This window comes from Alcanivorax sp., from assembly GCF_002733835.1.
Lineage (GTDB): Bacteria > Pseudomonadota > Gammaproteobacteria > Pseudomonadales > Alcanivoracaceae > Alcanivorax.
Genome location: NZ_NVWY01000039.1, coordinates 1 through 22939 on the forward strand (window position 1 = coordinate 1; position 22939 = coordinate 22939).

The 22939-nt window shown below is 58.7% G+C and carries 22 protein-coding genes and 1 tRNA gene; 14 read left to right on the top strand and 9 right to left on the bottom strand.

Annotation, left to right across the window (positions count from 1 at the left end; genetic code table 11):
• Window positions 1-224 precede the first annotated feature (224 nt).
• The gene (locus COA55_RS14110) at window positions 225-764 is read left to right on the top strand and encodes a tyrosine-protein phosphatase (protein ID WP_063521136.1); all 540 of its coding nucleotides are present in this window, start codon (window positions 225-227) and stop codon (window positions 762-764) included.
• Here the strand turns inward: COA55_RS14110 and yegS are convergent.
• A complete protein-coding gene (yegS, locus tag COA55_RS14115) occupies window positions 756-1658 on the bottom strand; it encodes a lipid kinase YegS (RefSeq protein ID WP_290502665.1) in 903 nt (300 codons plus the stop codon). The genes COA55_RS14110 and yegS overlap by 9 nt on opposite strands.
• Window positions 1659-1853: 195 nt before the next feature.
• On the opposite strand from yegS, the gene COA55_RS14120 reads away from it, so the two are divergent.
• Together COA55_RS14120 and COA55_RS14125 are read left to right on the top strand one after the other, a co-directional pair.
• Window positions 1854-2054 (top strand): DUF2061 domain-containing protein, encoded by a 201-nt coding sequence (locus COA55_RS14120; protein ID WP_290502666.1) that lies wholly within the window; start codon window positions 1854-1856, stop codon window positions 2052-2054.
• 77 nt (window positions 2055-2131) lie between these two features.
• Window positions 2132-2815 carry a TetR/AcrR family transcriptional regulator gene (locus COA55_RS14125; RefSeq protein ID WP_063521139.1) on the top strand — a complete coding sequence of 228 codons (684 nt, stop codon included), beginning with the start codon at window positions 2132-2134 and terminating at the stop codon, window positions 2813-2815.
• A gap of 18 nt (window positions 2816-2833) precedes the next feature.
• On the opposite strand, the gene COA55_RS14130 is transcribed toward COA55_RS14125, so the two are convergent.
• The 6 genes from COA55_RS14130 to COA55_RS14155 form a co-directional block, all read right to left on the bottom strand.
• Complete coding sequence (locus tag COA55_RS14130) at window positions 2834-3550, bottom strand: methyltransferase (protein ID WP_290502667.1); 717 nt, start codon at window positions 3548-3550, stop codon at window positions 2834-2836.
• Window positions 3551-3640: 90 nt separating this feature from the next.
• Window positions 3641-4207, bottom strand: coding sequence for a TetR/AcrR family transcriptional regulator (locus COA55_RS14135; RefSeq protein WP_063521141.1), 567 nt, complete (start codon window positions 4205-4207; stop codon window positions 3641-3643).
• Between the two features lie 11 nt (window positions 4208-4218).
• The gene (locus COA55_RS14140; RefSeq protein WP_290502668.1) at window positions 4219-6984 is read right to left on the bottom strand and encodes a valine--tRNA ligase; all 2766 of its coding nucleotides are present in this window, start codon (window positions 6982-6984) and stop codon (window positions 4219-4221) included.
• Window positions 6985-7145: 161 nt separating this feature from the next.
• Complete coding sequence (locus COA55_RS14145) at window positions 7146-7535, bottom strand: hypothetical protein (RefSeq protein ID WP_290502669.1); 390 nt, start codon at window positions 7533-7535, stop codon at window positions 7146-7148.
• Window positions 7536-7555: 20 nt separating this feature from the next.
• Complete coding sequence (locus COA55_RS14150) at window positions 7556-7975, bottom strand: DNA polymerase III subunit chi (protein ID WP_063521144.1); 420 nt, start codon at window positions 7973-7975, stop codon at window positions 7556-7558.
• Between the two features lie 70 nt (window positions 7976-8045).
• Complete coding sequence (locus COA55_RS14155; protein WP_290502670.1) at window positions 8046-9515, bottom strand: leucyl aminopeptidase; 1470 nt, start codon at window positions 9513-9515, stop codon at window positions 8046-8048.
• 264 nt (window positions 9516-9779) lie between these two features.
• Here COA55_RS14155 and lptF point away from each other — a divergent pair, with 264 nt between their 5' ends.
• The 11 genes from lptF to COA55_RS14210 all read left to right on the top strand — a co-directional run bounded on the left by lptF (window position 9780) and on the right by COA55_RS14210 (window position 19794).
• Window positions 9780-10898, top strand: a complete 1119-nt coding sequence (gene lptF, locus COA55_RS14160; protein ID WP_290502671.1) for an LPS export ABC transporter permease LptF — start codon at window positions 9780-9782, stop codon at window positions 10896-10898.
• The gene (lptG, locus tag COA55_RS14165) at window positions 10895-11956 is read left to right on the top strand and encodes an LPS export ABC transporter permease LptG (protein ID WP_290502672.1); all 1062 of its coding nucleotides are present in this window, start codon (window positions 10895-10897) and stop codon (window positions 11954-11956) included. The genes lptF and lptG overlap by 4 nt, the downstream gene beginning before the upstream one ends.
• A 1-nt stretch (window position 11957) precedes the next feature.
• On the top strand, window positions 11958-12662 hold the full coding sequence (locus COA55_RS14170) for a protein phosphatase 2C domain-containing protein (protein ID WP_290502673.1): 705 nt from the start codon (window positions 11958-11960) through the stop codon (window positions 12660-12662).
• A 48-nt stretch (window positions 12663-12710) separates the two neighbouring features.
• Window positions 12711-12797 (top strand) — tRNA-Leu (locus tag COA55_RS14175).
• Window positions 12798-12888: 91 nt separating this feature from the next.
• Window positions 12889-13371 carry an RDD family protein gene (locus COA55_RS14180; RefSeq protein WP_063518852.1) on the top strand — a complete coding sequence of 161 codons (483 nt, stop codon included), beginning with the start codon at window positions 12889-12891 and terminating at the stop codon, window positions 13369-13371.
• Window positions 13372-13512: 141 nt separating this feature from the next.
• Window positions 13513-14574 carry a tRNA preQ1(34) S-adenosylmethionine ribosyltransferase-isomerase QueA gene (gene queA, locus COA55_RS14185; protein ID WP_063520452.1) on the top strand — a complete coding sequence of 354 codons (1062 nt, stop codon included), beginning with the start codon at window positions 13513-13515 and terminating at the stop codon, window positions 14572-14574.
• A gap of 127 nt (window positions 14575-14701) precedes the next feature.
• Window positions 14702-15814 carry a tRNA guanosine(34) transglycosylase Tgt gene (tgt, locus tag COA55_RS14190; protein ID WP_063519871.1) on the top strand — a complete coding sequence of 371 codons (1113 nt, stop codon included), beginning with the start codon at window positions 14702-14704 and terminating at the stop codon, window positions 15812-15814.
• Window positions 15815-15882: 68 nt separating this feature from the next.
• Window positions 15883-16200: a preprotein translocase subunit YajC gene (gene yajC / locus COA55_RS14195; RefSeq protein ID WP_231483477.1), complete on the top strand. Its 318-nt coding sequence runs from the start codon at window positions 15883-15885 to the stop codon at window positions 16198-16200.
• 160 nt (window positions 16201-16360) lie between these two features.
• A complete protein-coding gene (secD, locus tag COA55_RS14200; protein ID WP_290502674.1) occupies window positions 16361-18241 on the top strand; it encodes a protein translocase subunit SecD in 1881 nt (626 codons plus the stop codon).
• A gap of 7 nt (window positions 18242-18248) precedes the next feature.
• Window positions 18249-19172 (top strand): protein translocase subunit SecF, encoded by a 924-nt coding sequence (gene secF / locus COA55_RS14205; RefSeq protein WP_063521067.1) that lies wholly within the window; start codon window positions 18249-18251, stop codon window positions 19170-19172.
• A 109-nt stretch (window positions 19173-19281) separates the two neighbouring features.
• Window positions 19282-19794, top strand: a complete 513-nt coding sequence (locus COA55_RS14210) for a DUF2059 domain-containing protein (protein ID WP_063521066.1) — start codon at window positions 19282-19284, stop codon at window positions 19792-19794.
• A gap of 477 nt (window positions 19795-20271) precedes the next feature.
• On the opposite strand, the gene COA55_RS14215 is transcribed toward COA55_RS14210, so the two are convergent.
• Both COA55_RS14215 and COA55_RS14220 read right to left on the bottom strand, forming a co-directional pair.
• A complete protein-coding gene (locus COA55_RS14215) occupies window positions 20272-21477 on the bottom strand; it encodes a pyridoxal phosphate-dependent aminotransferase (RefSeq protein WP_063538271.1) in 1206 nt (401 codons plus the stop codon).
• Between the two features lie 16 nt (window positions 21478-21493).
• Entirely contained in the window at window positions 21494-22915 is a 1422-nt protein-coding gene (locus tag COA55_RS14220) for an amidase (RefSeq protein ID WP_290502675.1), read from the bottom strand.
• Window positions 22916-22939: the final 24 nt, after the last annotated feature.

A 22939-nucleotide genomic window follows, 5' to 3' on the forward strand; every position in this document is an offset into this window, starting at 1 on the left:
CATATCGCCGATGGTAGTGTGGGGCTTCCCCATGTGAGAGTAGGTCATCGTCAGGCTCTTAAACCAAAAAAAAGACCCCCGCCACGAAAGTGACGGGGGTTTTTTGTATTCAGGGTTTGGACATCCCTGCTCAACCCCGCGCTATTACATTCAAAGCCTCCCTGTAATACGTTTGCCAAAAAGACCCGCCAGACTGCGCTGACGTTCAATGCTGCGGAGTCGCCATGTTGTTGTATACAGCTGTTGCTATCCCTTTTGTTGCCTTGTTCATTTATCGGTACCGCAAGCTGATGTATCACTTCCGCGTAGTGGAGTCCGGCAAGCTTTACCGTAGTGGCACTCTGGGGCCGGTTGGGTTACGTATCATGCACCGGGTGCTGAAAATCAACACTATCGTTAATTTGCGCCTGGAGTCTGAGTACAGCAAGAATGGGTGGTATGCACGGCAAGAGGCATACTGTCGTCGCCATGGGTTGAATCTGGTTAATATTCCAATGGCTCAGGACACTCCGCCAACAGAAGCGCAGATTCTGCAATTAATGGGGGAAATTGACCGCACGGGAAGCCGTTGCCTGGTGCACTGCGAGATGGGGGTTATCCGTACCGGCATGATGGTTGTGGCAGTAGCAACCCGCCGCTACGGGGTAAAGGATCTGGCGGTGTGGGAACACTTTCCCTTGTATGGCCACAAGCTGGATCAACGCCGGCAGAAAGTTCGCGAGTTTGTTCAGCGTTGTGGCGGCTCTCAGCAGGCATCAGCCTAACAGGGGGCTGCGCTCTGGCAGATACAGGCGCAATGCATTCGGAATGGCACGGATGCGAAAGGTGGTACTCTGTATGGGTTCGCCGTCCAGATTCAGGTTCATTGAGGTGGGGGTCTCAATGTGCATCTCACTGAGTCGGGTGCGTACAAAAAGGCCTTCCTGGCTTGGGTCTTGACGGGCCTCGCTGTCGAACAGTTCTTTTACGCCGGCGAGCAAGTCCATGTCGGCGGGCAAGATTGCCACATCGAACAGGCCATTATTAATCAGTGCATCGGGACATAACCGCTGTCCACCACCAGCTTGGCGGCCATTGCCCAGACCCAGGGCGAGGAATTCACCTTCCCATTCGAAGTCTTCACCCTTGAAGTGCCCTTTGGCTGATTCGATTTCCGGGAAGCGGGTTAGCCCGGTGAGCAGGTAGGCTGCACCACCAAGCATCTTTTTTAAATCTTCCGACGTCTGGGTCGTCACTTCTGTACCGAAACCGCCGGTAGCCATGTTGAGGAAATAATGGTCGTTAACCTGTATGACGTCGCAGGGCTGCGGAATATTCTCGAGCAAGGACAGGCTGGCTGCAGGTTCCACAGGGATCTCAGCAGCAGTCGCAAAATCGTTTGCTGTGCCGAGGGGGAGGATTGCCAGTTCCAGATCCTTTTGACCACTCTCCATCAACGCCTGGGTAATGTCGCGTACGGATCCGTCACCGCCCCCGGCAATGATGGTGGTAAAGCCGTTATTCAGCGCTTCGTGCACATAGCGTTCCGCGTCGCCGGCTTCCCAGGTGACTCGAACAGCCAGCTCATGGCCCTGATCACGCCAGTCCATAACCGCATCGCGAACTGTCTGATTAGCGGCTTGTTTGCCGTGGAGGATCAGTAAGGCTTTCTTGCTCATGATGTAAACCCTGTGGTTGGCGGATGCCATAGAGTAAAGCACTGCGCGTGACTGGCGCATGATTTAGGGGGCAAGTTAACAATCCTTGATAATCGCGTAGTGATAATGATTGCTATTAGCTATTGTTGAGATATAGGAATAGCATTTCTCTATAGGGATAGGGTTGGCGATGATAATCGAAAAGGAGGGCATGTTATGGCCAAGACAATCAGTTTCGGAGCAATGCATATTTCGGTGGCGTTTCTGGTCGTCTGGGCGATGACCGGTGACTGGCGTATCGGGGGTTTGACCGCGTTGGTGGAGCCATGTGTGAATACGGTGGCCTATCACTTTCACGAAAAGGTCTGGAAGCGCCACAGGAGTAGTGAGGGGGTGAGCGGAACGGTCATGGCTTAGGATAAACTCGGTGTTTACTCTGTGATGACCGTTGGTTAAGCTACCGCAAAGTATACATTGTAAGGGGTATTTGTCAGGTGCAGACAGGAAGCAGTGACATTGATGCGATTCGCCAAGTGGTGAATCAGGTGTTGGAAGTGCATGCCCGCGAAGAAGGGGGGCAACGCTCCCAGGCGCGGGCGGAGATCCTTATCCATTCCATGCAGGTTTTTGCCCAGCGCGGGTTGCAGCGCACGACAGTTCAACACCTGCTGGATGCTTCTGACGTGTCACGCCGTACTTTCTACAAGTACTTCCGCAACAAGATGGATGTGCTGGAAAGCATTTACCGTATTTTTGTGGATAACATGCTGCTGCACTTCCACAAAGAGGTGAAGCAGGCATCGTCTGCCAATGACATCATCCGCAACACTACCAAGGTGTATTTCGATTACCACGTGAGTATGGGGCCGGTGATCAAGCTGATGATGGAAGAGGCTCGCTCTTCTGATTCAGCCCTTGCGCCACACCGTACTCGCGCACAAACCCTGGCATCGGAAGTGCTTGCGGTACAGATTAACCGCTTTACCGGCAAGAACTACGAACCACTGGTTTTTCTGACCATGCTCTGGATGCTGGAAAACTACTCGTTGTACATCTTCGAGGACGGAGGGTTTTCCCAGGAGCGGCTGGATCAGTGTTTGCGCGTGGCGGTGGGGGTGGCTGAATCCCTGGTGCTGGGTGAGGTTACGCCGGGCATGCTGGAGCGCCCGGCGTCGTAAGGTTTCTGTCGAGCCGGGTTACTCAGGCTTGACGAATTTGAGTGTCATTCGGTCGCTCTCCCCAATCGCTTCATAAGTGTCCCGGTCCTTGTCGCCGAGCCTCAGGCTGGGGGGAAGAGTCCAGACCCCGGCAGGATGGTTGGCCTGATCCTTGGGGTTGGCGTTAATTTCCGATTGATCTACCAGTTTGAACCCGGCCTGTTCGGCCTGGGCAATCACATACCCTTCGCTCATGTATCCCGTTTCGATCTGCCTTTCCAGTGGCCGCACTTCCGGTGCGCGATGCTCAACCACGCCGAGAATGCCGCCGGGTTTGAGGGCCTGGTAAAAACTGGCAAACACGGCTTCGGTCTTGCCGGCCTTGGCCCAGTTATGCACGTTGCGAAAGGTTAGAACGCGGTCTACTGTGCCCGCCGGGGCGATAACGGTGTAGCTGGGAGGGTTGAGCGCGGTGACGCGGACGTGATCGTAGATCTCCGGGTGTTCTGCCAGTTTGGCCTTGAACTGGGTTACGGAGCGGCGATAGAAAGGGATGTCGCTGTCTTCAGGGAAGTGGGCGGCGTAATAAGTGCCGGACTTGTAAAGCCAGGGCGCGAGAATCGACGTGTACCAGCCGCCACCGGGCCATATTTCCACCACAGTCATGTCCTTTTGGACATCGAAGAAATTCAGGGTTGCTACCGGATGGCGGTATTCGTCACGGGCCTTTTCCTGCGGGGTGCGGTGGGGGGGCATCGGTCAGCTGACTCAGTGTTCCTGCGTGAATCAGGGTGGTGGAAAGCAACGCGGTGAAGATAACCATAAGGCGCATGATCTCGACTCTTCCTATCTGAGGCCGCGGATCAACACCTTCATGTAGTCTGCGGCTTGTTGTTCCAGGCTGCCCTCTCCTGTGAGGGCCCATGTATACGTGGTTCCGGTGACAAGGTTTACCATCATCAGAATCGTATCGCGAGTGGGAAGGGCAACGAAATAGCCGTCTTTGCGCAGCTCATTGAAAAACGCGTCAGCCAGCGGGAGGTTTTGTTCCATCAGGGCCAGGTACTGGCGCTGGATGTCGCCCATGAAATCACCTGCCTCCTGAATCAGTACCCGGGAAAAATCCTGATTCTGTTCCAGGTAGCGTGCCACTGCACGGCACAGGCTTTCGAGGCGCTCCAGTGGGGGCGAGACGCTGATCAGTTCGGAGAGGATCAGGTCGCGTATGGTATTCAGGTTTTCCTTCACAATGGTTAGCAGCAAGGCTTCCTTGGAAGGAAAGAATTTATAGATGGTGGCCTTGCCCACGCCGGCCCGCTCGGCGATGGTTTTCACCTCTGCACTGCGGAAGCCTTCGCTGGCGAAGACTTCCTGGGCGCAGGTGAGTATGCGGGCGCGGCGGGGATCATCCATGATGGCCGTCCTTACAGGTATTTGATTTTTTCCAGCTGCTCTTCGAGCTTGGCTAGCTGGGAGCGGTAGTCGTCCAGCTTGGCTTTTTCCTTGTCCACCACGGCTTGGGGGGCCTTGTCGACAAACTTGGGGTTCTTCAGCTTGCCTTCTGCGCGGCCCACTTCTTTGCGCAGCTTGTCGGTCTCTTTGGACAAGCGTTCGATCTCCGCTTCCTTGTCGATCAGCCCGGCCATGGGTACCAAAATCTCCATGTCGCCTACCAACGCGGTGGCGGAGGCAGGGGCGGAGTCTTCCGCTGCCAGCCAGGTAATGGATTCCAGTTTGGCCAGTTTACTCAGGAAGACGCGGTTGGCGTCCAGCAGGGCCTGGTCGGAGTCTTTGCCGTTATGCAGATAAATTGGCAACGCCTTGCCTAGCGGGATGCCCATCTCGCCGCGGATGTTGCGCACTGCAGTGATAACGGCCTTGACCCATTCCGCGCCGGTTTCCGCCTCTTCATCAATCTTGCTGGCGTCGCTGGCCGGGAAGGCTTGCAGCATGAGGGTGTTCCCGCTCTTGCCAGCCATGGGGCCAATCTTCTGCCAGATTTCTTCAGTGATGAAAGGCATGAAAGGGTGGGCCAGGCGCAGAATGGCTTCCAGCACCGTGACCAGAGTGCGGCGGGTGCCACGTTTCTGGGCAGCGGAGTACTCGTCACCCCAGAGCACCGGCTTGGAAAGCTCCAGATACCAGTCACAGTATTCATTCCAGATGAATTCATAGGCGGCATGGCTGGCCACGTCGAAACGGAAGTTGTCCAGTGCGTCGCTGACGTCCTGCTCGGCCCGTTGCAGGGTCGAGATAATCCAGCGGTCCGCCAGGGACAGCTCGATGTCGCTGTCAGCAGCGACGCCACAATCTTCCCCTTCGGTGTTCATCATCACATAGCGGGCGGCGTTCCAGATCTTGTTACAGAAGTTCCGGTAGCCTTCGATGCGGCCCATGTCCCACTTGATGTCCCGGCCGGTGGAGGCCAGTGACAGGAAGGTAAAACGCAGAGCATCGGTCCCGTAGGGATTAATCCCATCCGGGAAATCCTTGAGGGTGCGCTTGGTAATCTGCTTTTCTTTCTGCGGCTGCATCAGCCCTTTGGTGCGTTTGTCGATCAGCGCATCCAGGGTAATGCCGTCGATCATGTCCAGCGGGTCGAGCACATTGCCCTTGGACTTGGACATTTTCTGGCCGTCGTTGTCGCGCACCAGGCCGTGTACATAGACCTTCTTGAAGGGCACCTGATCGGTGAACTTCAGGGTCATCATGATCATCCGGGCAACCCAGAAGAAGATGATGTCGAAGCCGGTAACCAGCACATCGGTTGGGTGGAAGGTGCGCAGGGCATCGGTGTCTTCCGGCCAGCCCAGGGTGGAGAAGGTCCACAGGGCGGAGCTGAACCAGGTGTCGAGCACGTCGTCGTCCTGGCTCAATGGCGTGTCACCAAGATTGTGTTCGGCGCGGACTTCTTCCTCGCTGCGGCCCACATAGACATTGCCGTCAGCGTCGTACCAGGCCGGGATGCGGTGGCCCCACCACAGCTGGCGGGAAATACACCAGTCCTGCAGGTCACGCATCCAGGAGTAGTACATGTTTTCGTAGTTCTTGGGCACAAACTGGATGTCGCCGTTTTCCACCGCAGCGATGGCAGGCTTGGCCAGCTCTTCCACGGCCACGAACCACTGGTCGGTGAGGTAGGGTTCGATGACAACGCCGGAGCGGTCGCCACGGGGCACCTGCAGGGTGTGGTCGGCGACTTTTTCCAGCAGGCCCAGGGCGTCCAGATCGTCGACCACCTTCTTGCGTGCATCCACACGGTCCATGCCGCGATAGGCTTCCGGCACTTCGTCATTCAGCGCTGCATCAATGGTCAAGATGTTGATCATCGGCAGGTCGTGACGCTTGCCCACTTCATAGTCGTTGAAGTCATGGGCCGGGGTGATCTTCACACAGCCTGAGCCGAAGTCCGGGTCCACGTAATCGTCGGCGATGATGGGGATGTCGCGATCAGCCAGTGGCAGGCGAATGGTCTTGCCGATCATGTCCTTGTAGCGCGGGTCTTCCGGGTGCACGGCCACGGCGGTATCGCCGAGCATGGTCTCCGGGCGGGTGGTGGCGACCACCAGGTGGCCGGAGCCATCAGACAGCGGATAGCGGAAGTGCCACATGTGGCCCTGTTCTTCCACGTTCTCCACTTCCAGGTCGGAGATGGCGGTGTGCAGGGCAGGATCCCAGTTGACCAGCCGCTTGCCGCGGTAGATCAGGCCTTCCTTGTGCAGGCGCACAAAGACTTCGCGCACGGCGTTGGAGAGGCCGTCGTCCATGGTGAAGCGCTCGCGGGTCCAGTCCACGCTGGCGCCCATGCGGCGTAGCTGGCGGGTAATGGTGCCGCCGGATTCGCCTTTCCACTCCCAGACTTTCTCAAGGAATTTCTCACGGCCCAACTCGTGGCGGTTGGTGCCTTCGCCGGCCAGTTTGCGTTCCACCACCATCTGGGTGGCGATGCCGGCATGGTCGGTGCCCACCTGCCACAGGGTGTTGCGGCCCTGCATGCGGCGGTAGCGCACCAGGGTGTCCATGATGGTGTCCTGGAAGGCGTGACCCATGTGCAGGCTGCCGGTCACATTGGGGGGCGGGATCATGATGCAGAAGGAATCACCCTGGCCGCTCGGCTTGAAATGACCGGCCTTTTCCCAGTGTTCATACCAGGATTGCTCGATGCGATCGGGTTGGTAGGTTTTGTCCATGATCACCGCTTCTAAACAAGAAAAAATGAGGGCGAATTATAGCGAAGCGGGGCGGGTTCGTCGCGGGTTGTGAGAAAACGCCTGGCGCTGGGCGCCGGATGCCTGGCGAGGCAAACAGAAACGGCGGCTCACTTTCACAAAGGCGCCTGGGCTGAGGTGAGTCAGGCTTTCCGGCGCAGGGCCGCGCGCAGCTTCAGGCGCAGGGCCTTTTCGAGCTTGGGCAGGGCCTCGGCCACCAGTTCGTCAATGGCGGCGTCGATATCGCTGTTGGTCAGCGTCGGGCGCGGTGCCGGCGCTTGCTGTGGGGCAGGTGTGGGCACGGACGGTGCTGGAGACGCTTGCGGGTTGCCTGGTTCTGGGTGGCCAGACAGGAATGGATTGGCCCGTTCGCTGGCGAGCTGCCGGATCCGTTGAGAGTCCGGAGCTGAGGTGTCTGCTGAGGGTTTCAGCAGGGGCGGCTGAGTCGGGCTGTCAGCATCATCCAGCAGGGACTGAACATCATCCAGTTCCTTGAGTAGCGCGTGTTTTGCCGTCTCCTTGTTGTTGCTCATCGCCGTGTCGCTCGCAGTGGTCAGCCCAGTTCATGAGTGGTGACGGGAAAGCCCCGGTCCCGATAGAAGCGGAAGCGTTCGCGCCCCTTTTGTCGTTCGGTCTCGGCGCCGCTGATCATTTCCGCCACTCGCTGAAAACGTGACGAAAAGTCCGGAACCTGGTCGGTGAGGTTGATCAGTACATCGTGATGATGGCCGGGGTCGTCGCCGAACCCGAGCAATACTGGTGCCTGGCCTTCTCCGCCCAGGGCGTGGGGCAAGAAACCTGTTGCAGGAGATTGCCAGAATTGCGCGTCCACTTGCCGTGCATGGGCCTCATTCTGGCAATGCACATAGACCTGGCGGCCCTGTTTCAATGCTTTGTCGGCAATCCGCCAGGCCAGCGCCTGGCGCACACCGTCTCCGGCCTTGCTGCTGAGATAGAAGGTGACTTCGGTCATGGCAATAAGCCTGACGCTCGACGCCGGACGCCTGACGCGGGTGGTTTTGTCAGGCGTTCGGCATCAAGCATCAGGCGTTGTCCATCAAATAGCGGGTGAGCATGGGCACAGGGCGGCCGGTGGCGCCTTTGTTCATGCCGCCGCTGACCCAGGCGGTGCCAGCGATGTCCAGATGCGCCCATTTCACGTCTTTGGTGAAGCGGGACAGGAAGCACGCGGCGGTGATGGAGCCGGCCTTGGGGCCGCCAATGTTCTGCATGTCGGCGAAGGGACTGTCCAGCTGGCTTTGGTACTCGTCCCACAGGGGCATGGGCCAGCCGCGGTCGCCGGTTTCCTTGCCCGCGGTGAGCAGGGCTTCGCTGAGTGCATCATCGTTGGCGTAAACCGCCTGGGCATGGGCGCCCAGTGCCACCACGCAGGCGCCGGTGAGTGTGGCGATGTCGATGACGGTATGTGGCTTGTGCTTCTGCTGCACATAGGTCAGCGCATCACACAGCACCAGACGGCCTTCTGCATCGGTGTTGAGGATCTCCACGGTCTGCCCGGACAGGGTCTTGACGATGTCCCCGGGACGGGCGGCCCGCCCGTCCGGCATGTTTTCTGCGGCGGCCACGACGGCGACCAGATGGATCGGCAGGCCCAGCTCACACACGGTCTTTACGGAGCCGAAAACGCTGGCGGCACCGCCCATGTCGTATTTCATTTCATCCATGGTGGCACCGGGTTTCAGGGAGATGCCACCGGTGTCGAAGGTGATGCCTTTGCCCACCAGAGCAACGGGGCCTTGTTTGGTCGGTTTGGCGCCTTTGTACTCCATCACGATGATCTGGCCCTGGCGTTCGGACCCTTTGGCCACCGCATGGAAGGCGCCCATGCCCATTTTTTCCGCCTGTGCCTGGCTCAGCACTTTCACGGTAAGTTTTTCGTAGTCCTTGGCCATGTCGCGGGCCACGCCGCTCAGGTATTCCGGGTAGCAGTCATTGGGGGGCAGGTTGCCCAGATCCCGGGCCAGATTGACCCCAACACCGACCGCCTTGCCGGTTTTGTGTGCCTTGGCAAGCGCAGGTTCTTTACCCGCGTGACAAAAGGTCAGTTTGGCCAGTTTGCTGGCCGGTGCCGGATTGCTGCGGTAGGCGTCGAAACGGTAGGTGTTTTCTTCCACTACCCGACTGCCTTCGCGAACTTGCCATTCCTGTGTTTGGGGCAGGGAGTTATCCAACAGCCACAGGGCCTGTTTCACCGGGGCGGCGGTCAGGGTTTTGGTCGCTTTTTGTACCAGGGAGAGCCAGCCCTGGTCACTAAGCGGGCTATCGCCGGTGCCGACCAGCAGCAGGCGGGCCGCGTTGACGCCAGCGGGGGTATGCAGCCAACTCATTTGACCTTTGCTTGCGCTGAAATCGCCGGCCTTCATGAACTGGGCAATGTGTTCGCGGGTGCTGTCGGGCAGGGCTTCGGGAAGATCATTTTTCTTGCTCAGCAGTACGACCAGGGCGTCTGCCTTGCTTTTTTCCAGGGGCTTGTTGCTTACTGCGAAGTCCATGCTGTCTCCAGATCAAGAAAAGGGTGGGGCGCGGTTCACCCGATAAATAAAGGAAATAGTGGGCCGTCACGCGCGGAAACGCAATCCGTTCAGCGCTATCCACCGGTGGCCTTGTTCACACGGGATTATCACCTTGGTCGAGCACTCAGTTACACTAGGTGGCATTCACTGCTGCCGCAGGCGTTTTTGCCCGGCGGTGTGTGCCGGGCTGTGGGTTATTCACCTGCCGTTATTGTGCCCGGTGCGTTTTGCAGACAGCAATGAGTGGGCCTGCCCTTGATTCTTCATCGATATATTAACCGGCAAGTGTTCATGACCACGGTACTGGTCACCTTTATTCTGGTGATGGTGCTGGTCAGTGGGCGCTTTATCAAATACCTGGCGGAAGCCGCGGCCGGTGAAATTGCCGCCGATGCCTTGTTCCTGGTGATGGCGTTCCGCATGCCGGAATTCCTGCAGATGATCGTTCCTCTGAGCTTGTACATCGCCTTGCTGCTGGTGCTGGGGCGCATGCACATGGACAACGAAATGGTGGTGCTGCAGGCCGGTGGGCAGGGTAACGGCCGGGTGGTGCGTTCGCTGGTGGTGCCCATCTTGATGGCCACCACTCTGGTGGGCATGTTTTCTCTCTACGTCACGCCGCGCGGGGATGCAGAGGTAAACCGGATTTTTGAGGAGCAAAAGGACCGATCGGTGCTGGAGCTGCTTACCCCGGGGCGGTTTCACGTCAAAGGTTCCAGTGATTCCCAGCGCGCCACCTATGCGGAACACCTGAACCGGGAAAAGGGGGTTCTGGAAAGTGTATTCGTAGCCGATGCCCGTTTTGAAAGCCAGGGCGAGGCCGGTCGCTTGCTCACCGTCTGGGCGAAAAGCGGCAAGCTGGTGGTGGAAGAGGGCATCAGTTACCTGCTGCTGACGGACGGTTTCCAGTATCAGGGCAAGCCGGGCCAGCTGGACTACAAGGAAGTGGGCTTCAAGGAAGCCCGTGTGCGTATTGGTGGCGAAAAAACCGATAGTCGCCCCCCCAAAGTGCGGGGGCGCTCTACCCAGGAGCTGGTGGATCAGCGAGCCGACAACAAGGCGGCGCTGGCGGAGCTGCAGTGGCGCCTCTCGCTGATTCTCACCGTGCCGATCATGGCGCTGGCGGCGATTCCGCTGGCGCGGGTCAATCCGCGGCAAGGCCGCTTTTATCGTCTTATTCCCGCGGTACTGGGTTATATGTTGTACGTGGGCATGTTGCTGGTATGTCGCAGCGCCATTGAAGACCATAAAGGGGCGCTGCCCTGGTACCTGAGCATGATCTGGATCCACCTGAGCGCTGGGGCGGTGGTCTTCCTGCTCTACTTTGGCCGGCGCCTGTTCCGGCGGAGGGCGCGCTCATGAGATTGCTCAAGCGTTACTTCTGGCGGGCGGTGATGATTCCGACTCTGGCCATACTGTTTATTATTGTCGGGCTGGATTGTCTGTTCGGCTTTGTTTATGAGCTGGAGTTTCTCCGCGGCAATTATCAGGTCATGGAAGCGTTGCAGTTTATCCTGACTACCACGCCGCGACGCTTTTACGAGTACATGCCCATGGCCATTTTGCTGGGCACCCTGATTGGTCTGGGGCTGCTGGCCAATAGCGGTGAGCTGTCGGTGATTCGTGCGGCCGGGGTTTCCACCCTGAAAGTGAGCTGGCTGGTACTGCGCCCGGTGTTGATGCTGATCATCCTGTCGATTCCCCTGGGCGAATACCTGACGCCTTACAGCGAGCAGGTGGCGCAGAGTAACCGTTCCATGGCTGAGGGGGGCGGTGAAGCGTTGCGCTCCAAGTACGGCTACTGGCATCGGGAAGGGCCGGAATTTATTCATATCAATGCCGTGCAGCCCAATGGTGTGCTGCACGGTTTGACCCGCTATCGCTTCAGTGATGGCCAGAAACTGACAGAAACCCAATATGTGGAGCGGGCGATCTATCAAGGGGATTTCTGGTCGCTGGAGGGTATCCACGGCACCCGGCTGTTCGAGGATCACGCTGAAACCTACCAGAAAGATCAGGGCGAATGGCAAACAGAACTGACGCCGCAGCTGCTCAGCATCGTGGTGCTCAAGCCGGACAATCTGGCGCTGGTCAAGCTGCTGGAATATACCCGTTACCTGAAGCGTCAGGGTCTGGAAACCGCAGACTATATGCTTAGCTTCTGGCAGAAACTGTTCATGCCGCTGGCGACCATTGGCATGGTGCTGATCGCCATCTCCTTTGTGTTCGGCCCCTTGCGGGAAGTGACCATGGGCCTGCGGCTGACGGCGGGTATCGTCGCCGGGTTGATCTTCCATTACGGCCAGCAATTCTTCGGCCAGTTGTCGCTGGTCTTCCATACTGACCCGCTTCTGGCCGCCATCCTGCCGCCGTCCCTGTGTCTGGTGCTGGGTATCTGGCTACTGCAGCGAGTGCGATGAGATGAGCTGCTGGCGGGGGCTGGGACGCACCCATGCAGGCCGCCGGTCGGCCAATGAAGACGCGCTGGTGTGCCGTGACGGCGAGGGCCTGTGGGCCGTTATTGATGGCATGGGCGGGCATGATGCCGGCGACCTTGCCGCCACCATGATCCGTCATGCACTGGAAAATCTTGCCCTCGGGGGAGGTATTGCCCACCGGTTGCTGGCGGTGGATGCCGCCCTGCAAAGCGCCAACCATGCCATCCGTCACCACGCCGCCATGCACCTGGGAAGCAAGCCCATGGGGGCGACGGTTGTCGTGCTGCTGATTCATGATGGCGAGGCTGGGGTGCTGTGGGCCGGCGATGCCCGGCTTTACCGGCATGACCCGTCGCGCACCAGTGCCATCACCAAGGACCACACCCCTGTGCAGGCACTGGTGGACGCAGGTGAGCTCAACGAAGAAGAGGCCATGTGCCATCCCCGTAGCCACGTGATTTATCAGGCCATTGGTAATGGCGACAAGCTGAAACTGGAACAAATCCGGTTTGCGGTAGAGGCTGGCCAGCAATTCCTGCTGACCACCGATGGCGTGCATTCTGTGCTGCGGTTGCCTGAGATACATCAATTGCTGGTCGAGGGTGCCAGCGAGTCCGCCATTCTCAAGGCGGCCTTGAATGCGGGTAGCCGGGATAACGTGACCGCGATCAAAATTGCTTTCGGTTAACGTAAAGGCTGGAAAAGCCGTGAAGGGCTGGTATACTCGCGCCCCACTGCCAGAGTGGTGGAATTGGTAGACACGACGGATTCAAAATCCGTTGCCTTCACGGGCGTGCCGGTTCAAGTCCGGCCTCTGGTACCAAACAATAAAAGAGCCCGCTTCCAGCGGGCTTTTTTATGTCGGGCGTCTCCGGGCTCTCGATAGCTCAAACTCGTCTGTCCAGGAGAGTGTCATGACCGAATATGCCCCGCCCGCCGGTTTGCTTAAGCGCTTGATGGCGCTGGTCTATGATGGCTTTCTGGTGCTCGCCTTGTGGTTTGTGACTACGGGTATCTTCGTGCTGGTCTATCCCAAAACCGGGTTGCCGATGGAAGATATTAATGGCGTCACCCGCGCTGCGCCGGACTACCTGAAGGGGATTCTGCTGCCGCTGCTGCTGGTGGAAACCTGGTTGTTCTATGCCTGGTTCTGGATGCGTGGCGGCCAGACCCTTGGCATGCGTGCCTGGCGGTTGCAGGTGCGGGACTATCGCGGTGGGCCGGTTAAGCTCTGGCAGACCCTGGCTCGCTTTCTGGGTGCCTGCGTGTCGTGGGGCCTGTTCGGGGCCGGCTATCTGGTGGTGCTGATCGCGCCGCATCAAACGCTTCACGATCGCCTGTCCGCCACGGCCACCGTTCAACTGCCGAAACAGGCAAAAGGCAAGAAAACGGATTGACCACAGAGAGCACAGGGTTCACTGAGGGAAAAGCAGGGTTTTCTCTGTCCCTCTGTGCTCTCTGTGGAGAAACAGCTTTTGATCCTGCTTTCGCTGCCGGGTATCCTTGCTCTCCCTTGAACTTCCGTGCCGGTACAGTACGTGAACGTCGACGATTTTGATTTTGAGCTCCCCGACGGGTTGATTGCCCGCCATCCGCCTGCTGAGCGCCGTGATGCGCGCCTGTTGGCGCTTACCCGCGATGCGCTGCTGCATCAGCAGTTTCCTGATCTGCTTGCCCATGTGCACCCCGGCGATCTGTTGATCTTCAACGATACCCGCGTGATTCCTGCCCGGCTGTTTGGCCAGAAGGAAAGCGGTGGCAAGGTTGAAGTGTTGATCGAACGGGTGGTGGATGACCACGAGGCTCTCGCCCATGTGCGCGCCTCCAAATCACCCAAGCCGGGAACTTGGCTGGAATTTGATGAGGGCATTCGTGCCCAGGTGACGGGGCGTCGTGACGCCCTGTTCATTTTGCAGTTCTCGCTACCGGGCCAAGGCTGCGACACGCTGCTGGCGGCACTGGAGAAAATCGGTCATGTGCCGTTACCGCCGTATATCGACCGTCCGGATGAGGATGGCGATATGGAGCGCTACCAGACGGTCTATGCCCGCGAACCCGGCGCTGTGGCGGCCCCGACCGCCGGCTTGCATTTTGACGATGCGATGCTGGCGGCCCTGGAGCAGCACGGGGTTGATATCGGTTTTGTCACCCTCCATGTAGGAGCAGGGACGTTCCAGCCGGTGCGCGTGGACAAGGTGGAAGACCATCACATGCACAGTGAGCGTTACCAGATCCCCGATTCCCTGGTTGAGCAAGTGGCCCAGGCCCATGCCCGGGGCGGCCGGGTGGTGGCGGTTGGAACCACCGCGCTGCGGGCGCTGGAAGCGGCCAGCCAGTCCGGTGGTTTGCAAACCGGGCAGGGCGAGACGGATATCTTTATCTATCCGGGTTACCGGTTCCGGCTGGTGGATGCCCTGGTGACCAACTTCCACTTACCCAAATCGACGCTGCTGATGTTGATCAGTGCCTTTGCGGGTCGTGATCGGGTGATGAACGCCTATCAGGCGGCGATTGAGGCCCAGTACCGTTTTTTCAGCTACGGCGATGCCATGTTTATTGAGGGGATGCCGGAAGCCGGAAGCCGGAGGCTCGATGCCTGATGCTTTTGGTTCGGAGGAAGCGTAACGCCATGTGCTTTGTTACAAGCGTTTATGGTCCCGTTGGTTTTGATTTTTTAGCGTCAGGCGTCTTGCGTTTGGCGTTTGGCGAGTAATTTTCATGTCCCGAATGACCTTCCAGCTCAACGCCACCGATGGTGCCGCCCGCCGTGGTGAGATCACGTTTCCCCGGGGCACCATCCAGACGCCGGCGTTCATGCCGGTGGGGACCTACGGGACGGTAAAAAGCATGTTGCCCAGGGATCTGGCCGAGACCGGTGCCGAGATCTGTCTGGGGAATACTTTTCACCTGATGTTGCGCCCGGGTACCGAGGTCATCGAAGCCCACGGGTCCCTGCATGGCTTTATGCAGTGGGACAAGCCGATCCTGACTGATTCTGGCGGTTTTCAGGTGTTCAGCCTGGGCGATATGCGCAAGATTTCCGAGCAGGGGGTGGTGTTCAAAAATCCCATCAATGGCGACAAGGTGGAGTTGAGCCCGGAAAAGGCCATGCAGGTGCAGCGCTCACTGGGTAGTGATATCTGCATGATCTTTGACGAATGCACTCCGTTTCCGGCCACCGAGAAACAGGCCCGCGATTCCATGGAACTGTCCCTGCGCTGGGCGAAACGCTCAAAAGACGCCCACGAAGGCAATGATGCGGCCTGTTTCGGCATCGTTCAGGGCGGCATGTACGACGATTTGCGCCGCGAATCCCTGGCCGGGCTGGTGGATATCGGCTTTGACGGCTACGCCGTGGGCGGCCTGAGTGTGGGTGAGCCCCAGGACGAAATGTTGCGCACCCTGGGCAATCTGACCCCGCATATGCCGGAGGATCGCCCCCGTTACCTGATGGGTGTGGGCAAGCCGGACGACATCGTTGAGGCGGTGCGCCGTGGAGTGGATATGTTCGACTGCGTTATGCCCACCCGCAATGCCCGCAATGGCCACCTGTTCGTCGCCGAAGGGGTGGTGAAAATCCGAAATGCCCGACACCGTCATGATCTGGCTCCCCTGGAGGCGGATTGTGACTGTTATACCTGCCAGCATTTCTCCCGCAGCTATCTGCATCACCTGGATCGCTGCAACGAAATGCTAGGCTCCCAGCTCAATACCATCCATAACCTGCGTTACTATCAGCGGCTGATGGCTGGATTGCGGGGGGCCATTGAAGGGGGTACATTGTCCGCCTTTGTGGACGACTTCTATGCGGCGCGTGGCCAGACTACGCCAGCGCTGTAGCTATTTATCGATTGGAGTATTCAATGAACATCGCAATGCGTTCCCTGCTGGCCCTGTTGGCCACTGCCATGGTTTCTCCGGCGTTTGCAGCCCCTGCTGCCCCTGCCGGTCCGGGCGGTGTGGAGCTGATCATGCTGGTCGTGATGATGGTGGTTTTCTATTTTTTCCTGATTCGCCCGCAGCAGAAGCGTGCCAAGGAACACAAAAACCTGGTCCAGAGCCTGAGCAAGGGTGATGAAGTGGTCACCAGCGGTGGCATCCTGGGCAAGGTGGCGAAAGTCACCGATGATTTTGTGGTGGTGGAAATCAGCAACAACCTGGAAATCAAACTGCAGAAAAGCAGCGTCCAGGCCACTCTGCCCAAAGGCACCATCAAGTCGATCTAGAAGAATAGCAGCCCCGTCTTGAGCGGGGCTTTTGCTGTTGCAGTAACGCCAGCAAAACCCAATGTATCGAGCGGTTGATTAATCGTGCATGCCGGCCGCCTTTTTTCGGCGCTCCACGCACTGTCGCACTATTAAAAAACCGGCACTACCGGAAAGAACTATGACCCGCTATCCACGCTGGAAATTTTTCCTGCTTTTGGCTGCCCTCGTTGTTTGCGGCCTTTATGCGCTCCCTAATTTGTACCCGGATGCCCCCGCTATCCAGATCAGCCATTCCGAGGCGGGTGGTGAGGTGTCTGATGTGGCCAGGCAGCGAGTGCTCGGCGCTCTGGATGATGCTGGCCTGAGCCACGGTGACGGCGAAATCGTGGGGAGCTCACTGCTGGTGCGTATGGGCGATACCGAAGCGCAGCTGCGGGCCAAGGACATCGCTGCGGCGACACTGGGCGATAACTACGTGGTGGCTTTGAACCTGGCGGCCACCACGCCTCAGTGGCTGCGTGAGATCGGCGCCAGCCCCATGAACCTGGGCCTGGATTTGCGTGGCGGGGTGCACTTCCTGCTACAGGTGGACATGGACTCGGTGGTGAAGAGCCGCATGGAAGCCTGGGAAGGTACTGCCAAGCTGACTCTGCGTGACGCGGGGGTGCGTTACCGCGCGGTGTCTGTGGATGGCACCACCCTGACCGCCACCTTTGCCGACCAGGTGGCTGCGGACGCCGCCCGTGCGCCGCTGCGTCAGGCGCTGGACAAGCTGGCCATGCAGCCGGCCGGTGATAGCCCGAAAATTGTCATGACGCTGAACGAAACGGCCCTGAAGGAAATGCAGGATTACGCCGTGGACCAGAACCGTACCGCGCTGAACAAGCGGGTCAATGAATTGGGTGTGGCGGAAGCCGTGGTGCAGCGCCAGGGTGCAGACCGCATCGTGGTGCAGCTGCCGGGGATTCAGGATGCGGCCACCGCCCGCCGGATTCTGGGCCGCACCGCGACCCTGGAATTCCGTCTGGTAGACAACAGTGTGTCTTCTGCCCGCCTGCGTTCCGGCATGGCGCCTCCCGGCCTGGAATTCTTCCCGTTCAAGGGACAAGAGGGCCGTATCGTCGCGTTGAATAAATCCAGCATCGCCACCGGTGATCAGGTGATCGATGCCAAGATGGGCTTCGATCAGCAGAACGGTCAGCCGGAAGTGAATGTGACACTGGATTCCGATGGCGCCCGCCGCATGCAGCGTGTAACCGGCAAGAACGTGGGTAACCCCATGGGCGTGCTGTTTATTGAAACCAAGACCGACGTGAAAAAGGTGATCGACGAGGACGGCAACAGCGTTGATCAGATGACCAGCAGCACGGACAAGTATGTGATCAATGTGGCTACCATCCAGAGCACCTTGGGCAGCCGCTTCCGGATTACCGGGCTGGATAACCCCGCCGAAGCCTCCGAGTTGGCATTGCTGCTGCGGGCGGGTTCTCTGGCGGCGCCGGTGAGCATCGTGGAAGAGCGCACCGTGGGCCCGAGCCTGGGGGCGGAAAACATCGAAGCCGGCCTCAAGTCCATGGCGCTGGGTCTGTCGCTGGTGCTGGTCTTCATGATGATCTGGTACAAGCTGTTTGGCCTGATTGCCAACGTGGCCCTGTTGGGTAACCTGGTGATTATTGTCGGCGTCATGTCGTTGATCCCCGGTGCCACCATGACCTTGCCGGGGATCGCCGGTATCGTGCTGACCGTGGGGATGGCGGTGGATGCCAACGTACTGATCTTCGAGCGTATTCGTGAAGATTTGCGGCGGGGGCTCAGTCCGCGCCAGGCTATCGAAGAGGGTTACGCTCGTGCATTTACCACCATTCTTGATGCCAACATTACCACCCTGATTGTGGCGGTGATTCTATTTGCAGCCGGTACCGGTTCGGTGCAGGGCTTCGCGGTTACGCTGTTCATCGGCATCCTCACCTCCATGTTCACGGCGATTATCGGCACCCGTGCCATGGCAGAAATGATTTACGGTCGAGGCGCCCGCGCCCCGAGCAAACTGAGCATCTGAGGCGGTTATGAGCAAAGCACCCATGAACATCAATTTTATGGCCGCCCGCAAACCGCTGGGCATCCTGTCGCTGGCGCTGGTGATTATTTCCGTGGCGCTGTTGCTGACCCGAGGCCTGAACCTGGGGCTGGATTTCACCGGGGGGACTACCGTGGTAGTAAAAAGCCCGGTGGATGTGGAGCTGTCTCAGGCACGGGAAGATTTGGCGCAGGCAGGTTTCGGTGATGCCGTGGTACAGCACTACGGTTCCCCCAAGGAAGTGAATATCCGGGTCGCACCAAAGGATGACGTGGACGCGGACAAGGTGGGCCACAACGTCTTCAATGTGCTGAAAGAGCACAATGCGGATCTGGAACTGCTGAAAGTGGAATTTGTGGGCCCTCAGGTTGGTGACGAACTGCGTGACGAATCCGGTACCGCCATGTTGCTGGCGCTTGGCCTGATGATGGTCTATGTGTGGTTCCGCTTCTCCAACAAGTTTGGCGTGGCTACCGTACTCGCGCTGTTCCACGATGTAATCATCGTGCTGGGTCTGTTTTCGCTGGTGCAGTGGCCGTTCGACCTGACGGTGCTGGCGGCGGTGTTGGCATTGATCGGTTACTCGCTCAATGACTCCATTGTAGTGGCCGACCGCATTCGTGAAGATTTCCGCAATTCCCGGCAGACGGATCCGGTGGCTATTATCAATGGCGCGGTAAACCAGACGTTGACCCGCACGATCAATACTTCTGTGACGACCCTGTTGGTATTGGTGGCGTTGTACTTCTTTGGTGGTGAAGTCATGCGCGCTTTTTCGGAAGCTCTGCTGGTGGGTGTGGCGGTAGGTACCTACTCGTCGATTTATGTGGTTACGAATATTCTCTTCATGATGAAGGTCAGCAAGGAAGACTTCATGATTCCGGAACCGGAAGAAGTGGATGAAATGCCATAACGGCAATTGATCATTGATAGTGGTTAATTGATAGTAAAAGGCCGTGATTCGTCACGGCCTTTTTGCTTTTCAGGCTGGCGGTGTTGGCACCGCAATGTTGGAGATAATCATGAAAAAAATGCTGACCGTACTGCTGCTGTCTTTCCTGTCGGTAACCGCACAGGCATCGGAACAGGCGGACAAGACGGCTGCAGCCAAAGAGGTGCTGGAATCCAGTAATGCCAAAGCCATTTTCAGTGAAGCCCGGCGACAGATTGAAGGCATGACCGATCAGGCCCTGACGCAAACCATCCCGGCGGACAACAAGGCCATGATGGAGCGCTATACCTCGCGGGTGCAGACCATTCTGGAAGAGGGGCTGGACTGGGGTGCCATGGAAGAGCAGATGCTGGCGATTTATCAGCGTACCTTTTCCCTGCAGGAGCTGCGGGACATGGCGGAGTTTTATCAGTCGGAAAGTGGCCGGGCGATCATGAAAAAGATGCCCCAGGTAATGGCTGAATCGGTACAGATTTCCCAGCGCCAGATGCAGCATGTGATGCCGTCCTTGCAGCAGATGTTTTCCGATATGGAAGCGGAGCTGGCCCAGGCCGGCGCACAAAAAGATGCGCAGAAACCGTAATCGCAAAAACCGGTATGGGTCGTCGATCCAGGTGTAATCGTCATCCGGCGTTTGACTCAGGACGAGGCGGGCCGGTTGGGTGCTGTTAGGCCCAAGTCGACCCATTTTTTTATGGTTCATCGCTGAATTGAGTGATCAGCCGGCTTCAGAACTTGTCTCATTATCCCGCCTTGGCCGCCGCTGGACGCCGGATGCCTGACGGCGGACGCGGGCTTCAAAACCTGAAAACCTCGCCCGCCACACCCTCTGTGCAAAATGCATTACCCGGTTATTGCCTTAATGATGGCCCTGACAATTCCTCAAAATACCTCTCAAAAGCGATGCCGGAATAACGACAACGTCTCAGGCTATGGAGATTTACGTCAGGCATCCGGCGTCGAGCGTTTGGCAAAGTGCCGGGTATTCGGGATAAACCCGGCACATGGCGAGAAGCGTGTTATTTACCCTAATCCGCGCAGGACCTTTTCATGCGGCTCCTTAACTGAAGTTTTGTTTCTCCATCCAGGGAATGATCCGTTTGAAGGCTTCTTCGATCTGATCCAGCGAGGTGGAGTAGCTGATGCGCAGGGCATTGCGACCGGCGTCCCCAAAGGTGTCGCCGGAAATGGTGCAGACCCCGGTCTCGCGCAACAGTTTCAGCGCTACGTTGGCCCCGTCGACACCCTCTGGTAACGAGGGAAACAGATAGAAAGCGCCGTCCGGTTTGTAGCCGGTAAGGTGTGGCGTCTGTTCCACCAATTCCACCAGCCGATCCCGCCGGCGCTGATATTCCTCCACCATGTTGTCGATAAACTGGTTGCTGCCACGCAATGCGGCGACGCCGGCCCACTGGCAGGGCGTGTTGGCCACCGTGGTGGTGAACATGTGGTAGCGGCGCAGTTTCTTGATGGCCCCCTGGCTGCCAATCAGCCAGCCGACACGCATACCGGCCATGGAAAAGGTTTTCGAGAAACTGCTGATCACCATGACGTGGTCCAGGTCCGGGCAGCTGGACAGTACGCTGGGGTAATGCTTTCCGTCGTAGATCAGGTGGTCATAGACCTCGTCGCTGATCACATGGATGCCGCGATAGGCCGCTTCTTCGACAATGGCTTCGATGGTTTCTCGTGGGTAGATGGTGCCGGTGGGATTGCTGGGGGAGTTGAGAATCACCGCGAAGGTATTGGGCCCCATGGCATCAATCACTTCCTGGGGATCCAGCTGATGGTTGTTCTCGGCGCGGGTGGCAATGTTGCGCACGATGCCACCGTTCATGCGGATCAGTGGACCGTAGAGCATGAAAGACGGGTCCGGCACGATGAATTCCCGGCCGGGGGCCGAGGTGGCCGTCAACGCCAGATACAGGGCTTCGGTGGCGCCCGTGGTCACCATGAAGTTTTCCGGCACCAGGGTGCGTTGATAGCGTTTGCTGTAGTACTCCGCCAGCGATTCCAGCAGCTCCGGCAGGCCGGCGTCCATGGTGTAACCGGTCTGGCCAGCGTAGAGCGCATCCACCCCGGCCTGAATCACGTGCTCAGGCGGTTTGAAGTCGGGCTGGCCGATGGACAGATGAATCACATCGTCCAGGTCTGCAGCCAGGTTCACCATGCGGCGGATACCCGGCACCGGAATGGTCAACAGCGCCGGGTTCCAGATCGGGTCTTCGCTTTCGTAAAAATCCGTGTCCAGATTACTGTTTCCCATAACTTGTCTCCTTTTCTCAGGCGCCTTTGAGCAGTTCATCCAGCATGGGGGGCAGGTGTGCAAACGGCTGGGCCTGTTCAAAGGCGTGGCCAGCGGCGAGCACCCGGGCATCGTCGAAACGGGCACCGACAATTTGTAGCGCCATGGGCAGGCCGTTGCTGCTGAGCCCCAATGGCACAGACAGTGCCGGCTGGCCGGTCAGGTTGAAGGGGTAGGTGAAGGGCGTCCAGGTGGGCCAGCGAGTGCTGGGCCAGTCAACGGGGACTTCCCGGTTGGTGTCGAAAGCCTCGATGGGCAAGCAGGGGGTGATCAGCAGATCGTACTTGGTGTGGAATACGGCCATACGTTCACTCACCGCCATGCGTTCGTTCATGGCGCCCAGGTAGTCCAGCATGCTCAGTTTTTCTGCCTTGGCGGCTACTTCCACCAGTGCCGGGTCCATCAGGCTGCGCTGGCGTTCGCCCAGGTCGCGCATGGCATTGGCGGCGCCGCTGTAGAACAGGTGGCTGAATGCGGCCAGCGGGTTGCTGAAGCCCGGGTCGACTTCGCTGACGGTGGCGCCCAGTGACTCGAAAACCCGGGCGGCTTCGCGGGTGGCTTTCTCGATTTCCGGGTTCACATCGGCATAACCCAGCGTGGTGCTCAGGGCGATGCGCAGGCCTTTGATGGGCTGTTGCAGGGCGGCCACATAATCAATGCCACGGCGTGGCGCGGCCAGACTGTCGCGGGCATCGGCTTCGCTCATGACGGTCATCATCAGCGCGGCGTCAGCCACGGAGCGAGTCATGGGCCCGGCGTGGGCCAGGGTGCCGAAGGGGCTGGCTGGCCAGTGGGGGACTTCGCTGAAAGTGGGCTTGTGGCCGACGATGCCGCAGAACCCGGCGGGAATGCGGATGGAGCCGCCCGCGTCGGTGCCCAGTGCCATGGGCGCCATGCCGGCAGATACGGCGGCCGCGCTGCCGCCGCTGCTGCCCCCGGCGGTTTTGCTCGGGTCCCAGGGGTTGTTGGTGGGGCCGCACAGAGGGCTGTCGGTGATCCCTTTCCAGCCAAACTCGGGGGTGGTGGTCTTGCCCAGCGGCACATAACCGTGGCGCTCCAGGGCGGCGACGGCCGGGGAACGTTTCTCCAGGGTGCTGGCAGGATCGATAGTTTTTGATCCTTTCAGGGTGGGCCACATGGGGGTAAGGAAGACGTCTTTGACCGCAACCGGAACCCCTTCAAGCAGGCCGTTGGCAGTGCCGTTCTGGTACCGCTGTTCGGCTTCTCGGGCCCAGTTCAGGGTGGTGTCACGGTCGATCAGACACCAAGCGTTGAGCGCATCATCATGGCGCTCCACATGATCCAGCAGGGTGTTGCACACCTCCACGGGCGACAGGGCGCCGGTTTGGTAGGCGGCTTTCAGCGCCTGGGCGCTCATGGTCAGTAATTCCTTACTCATCGACGATCCTCCTGGGGTGGCCTG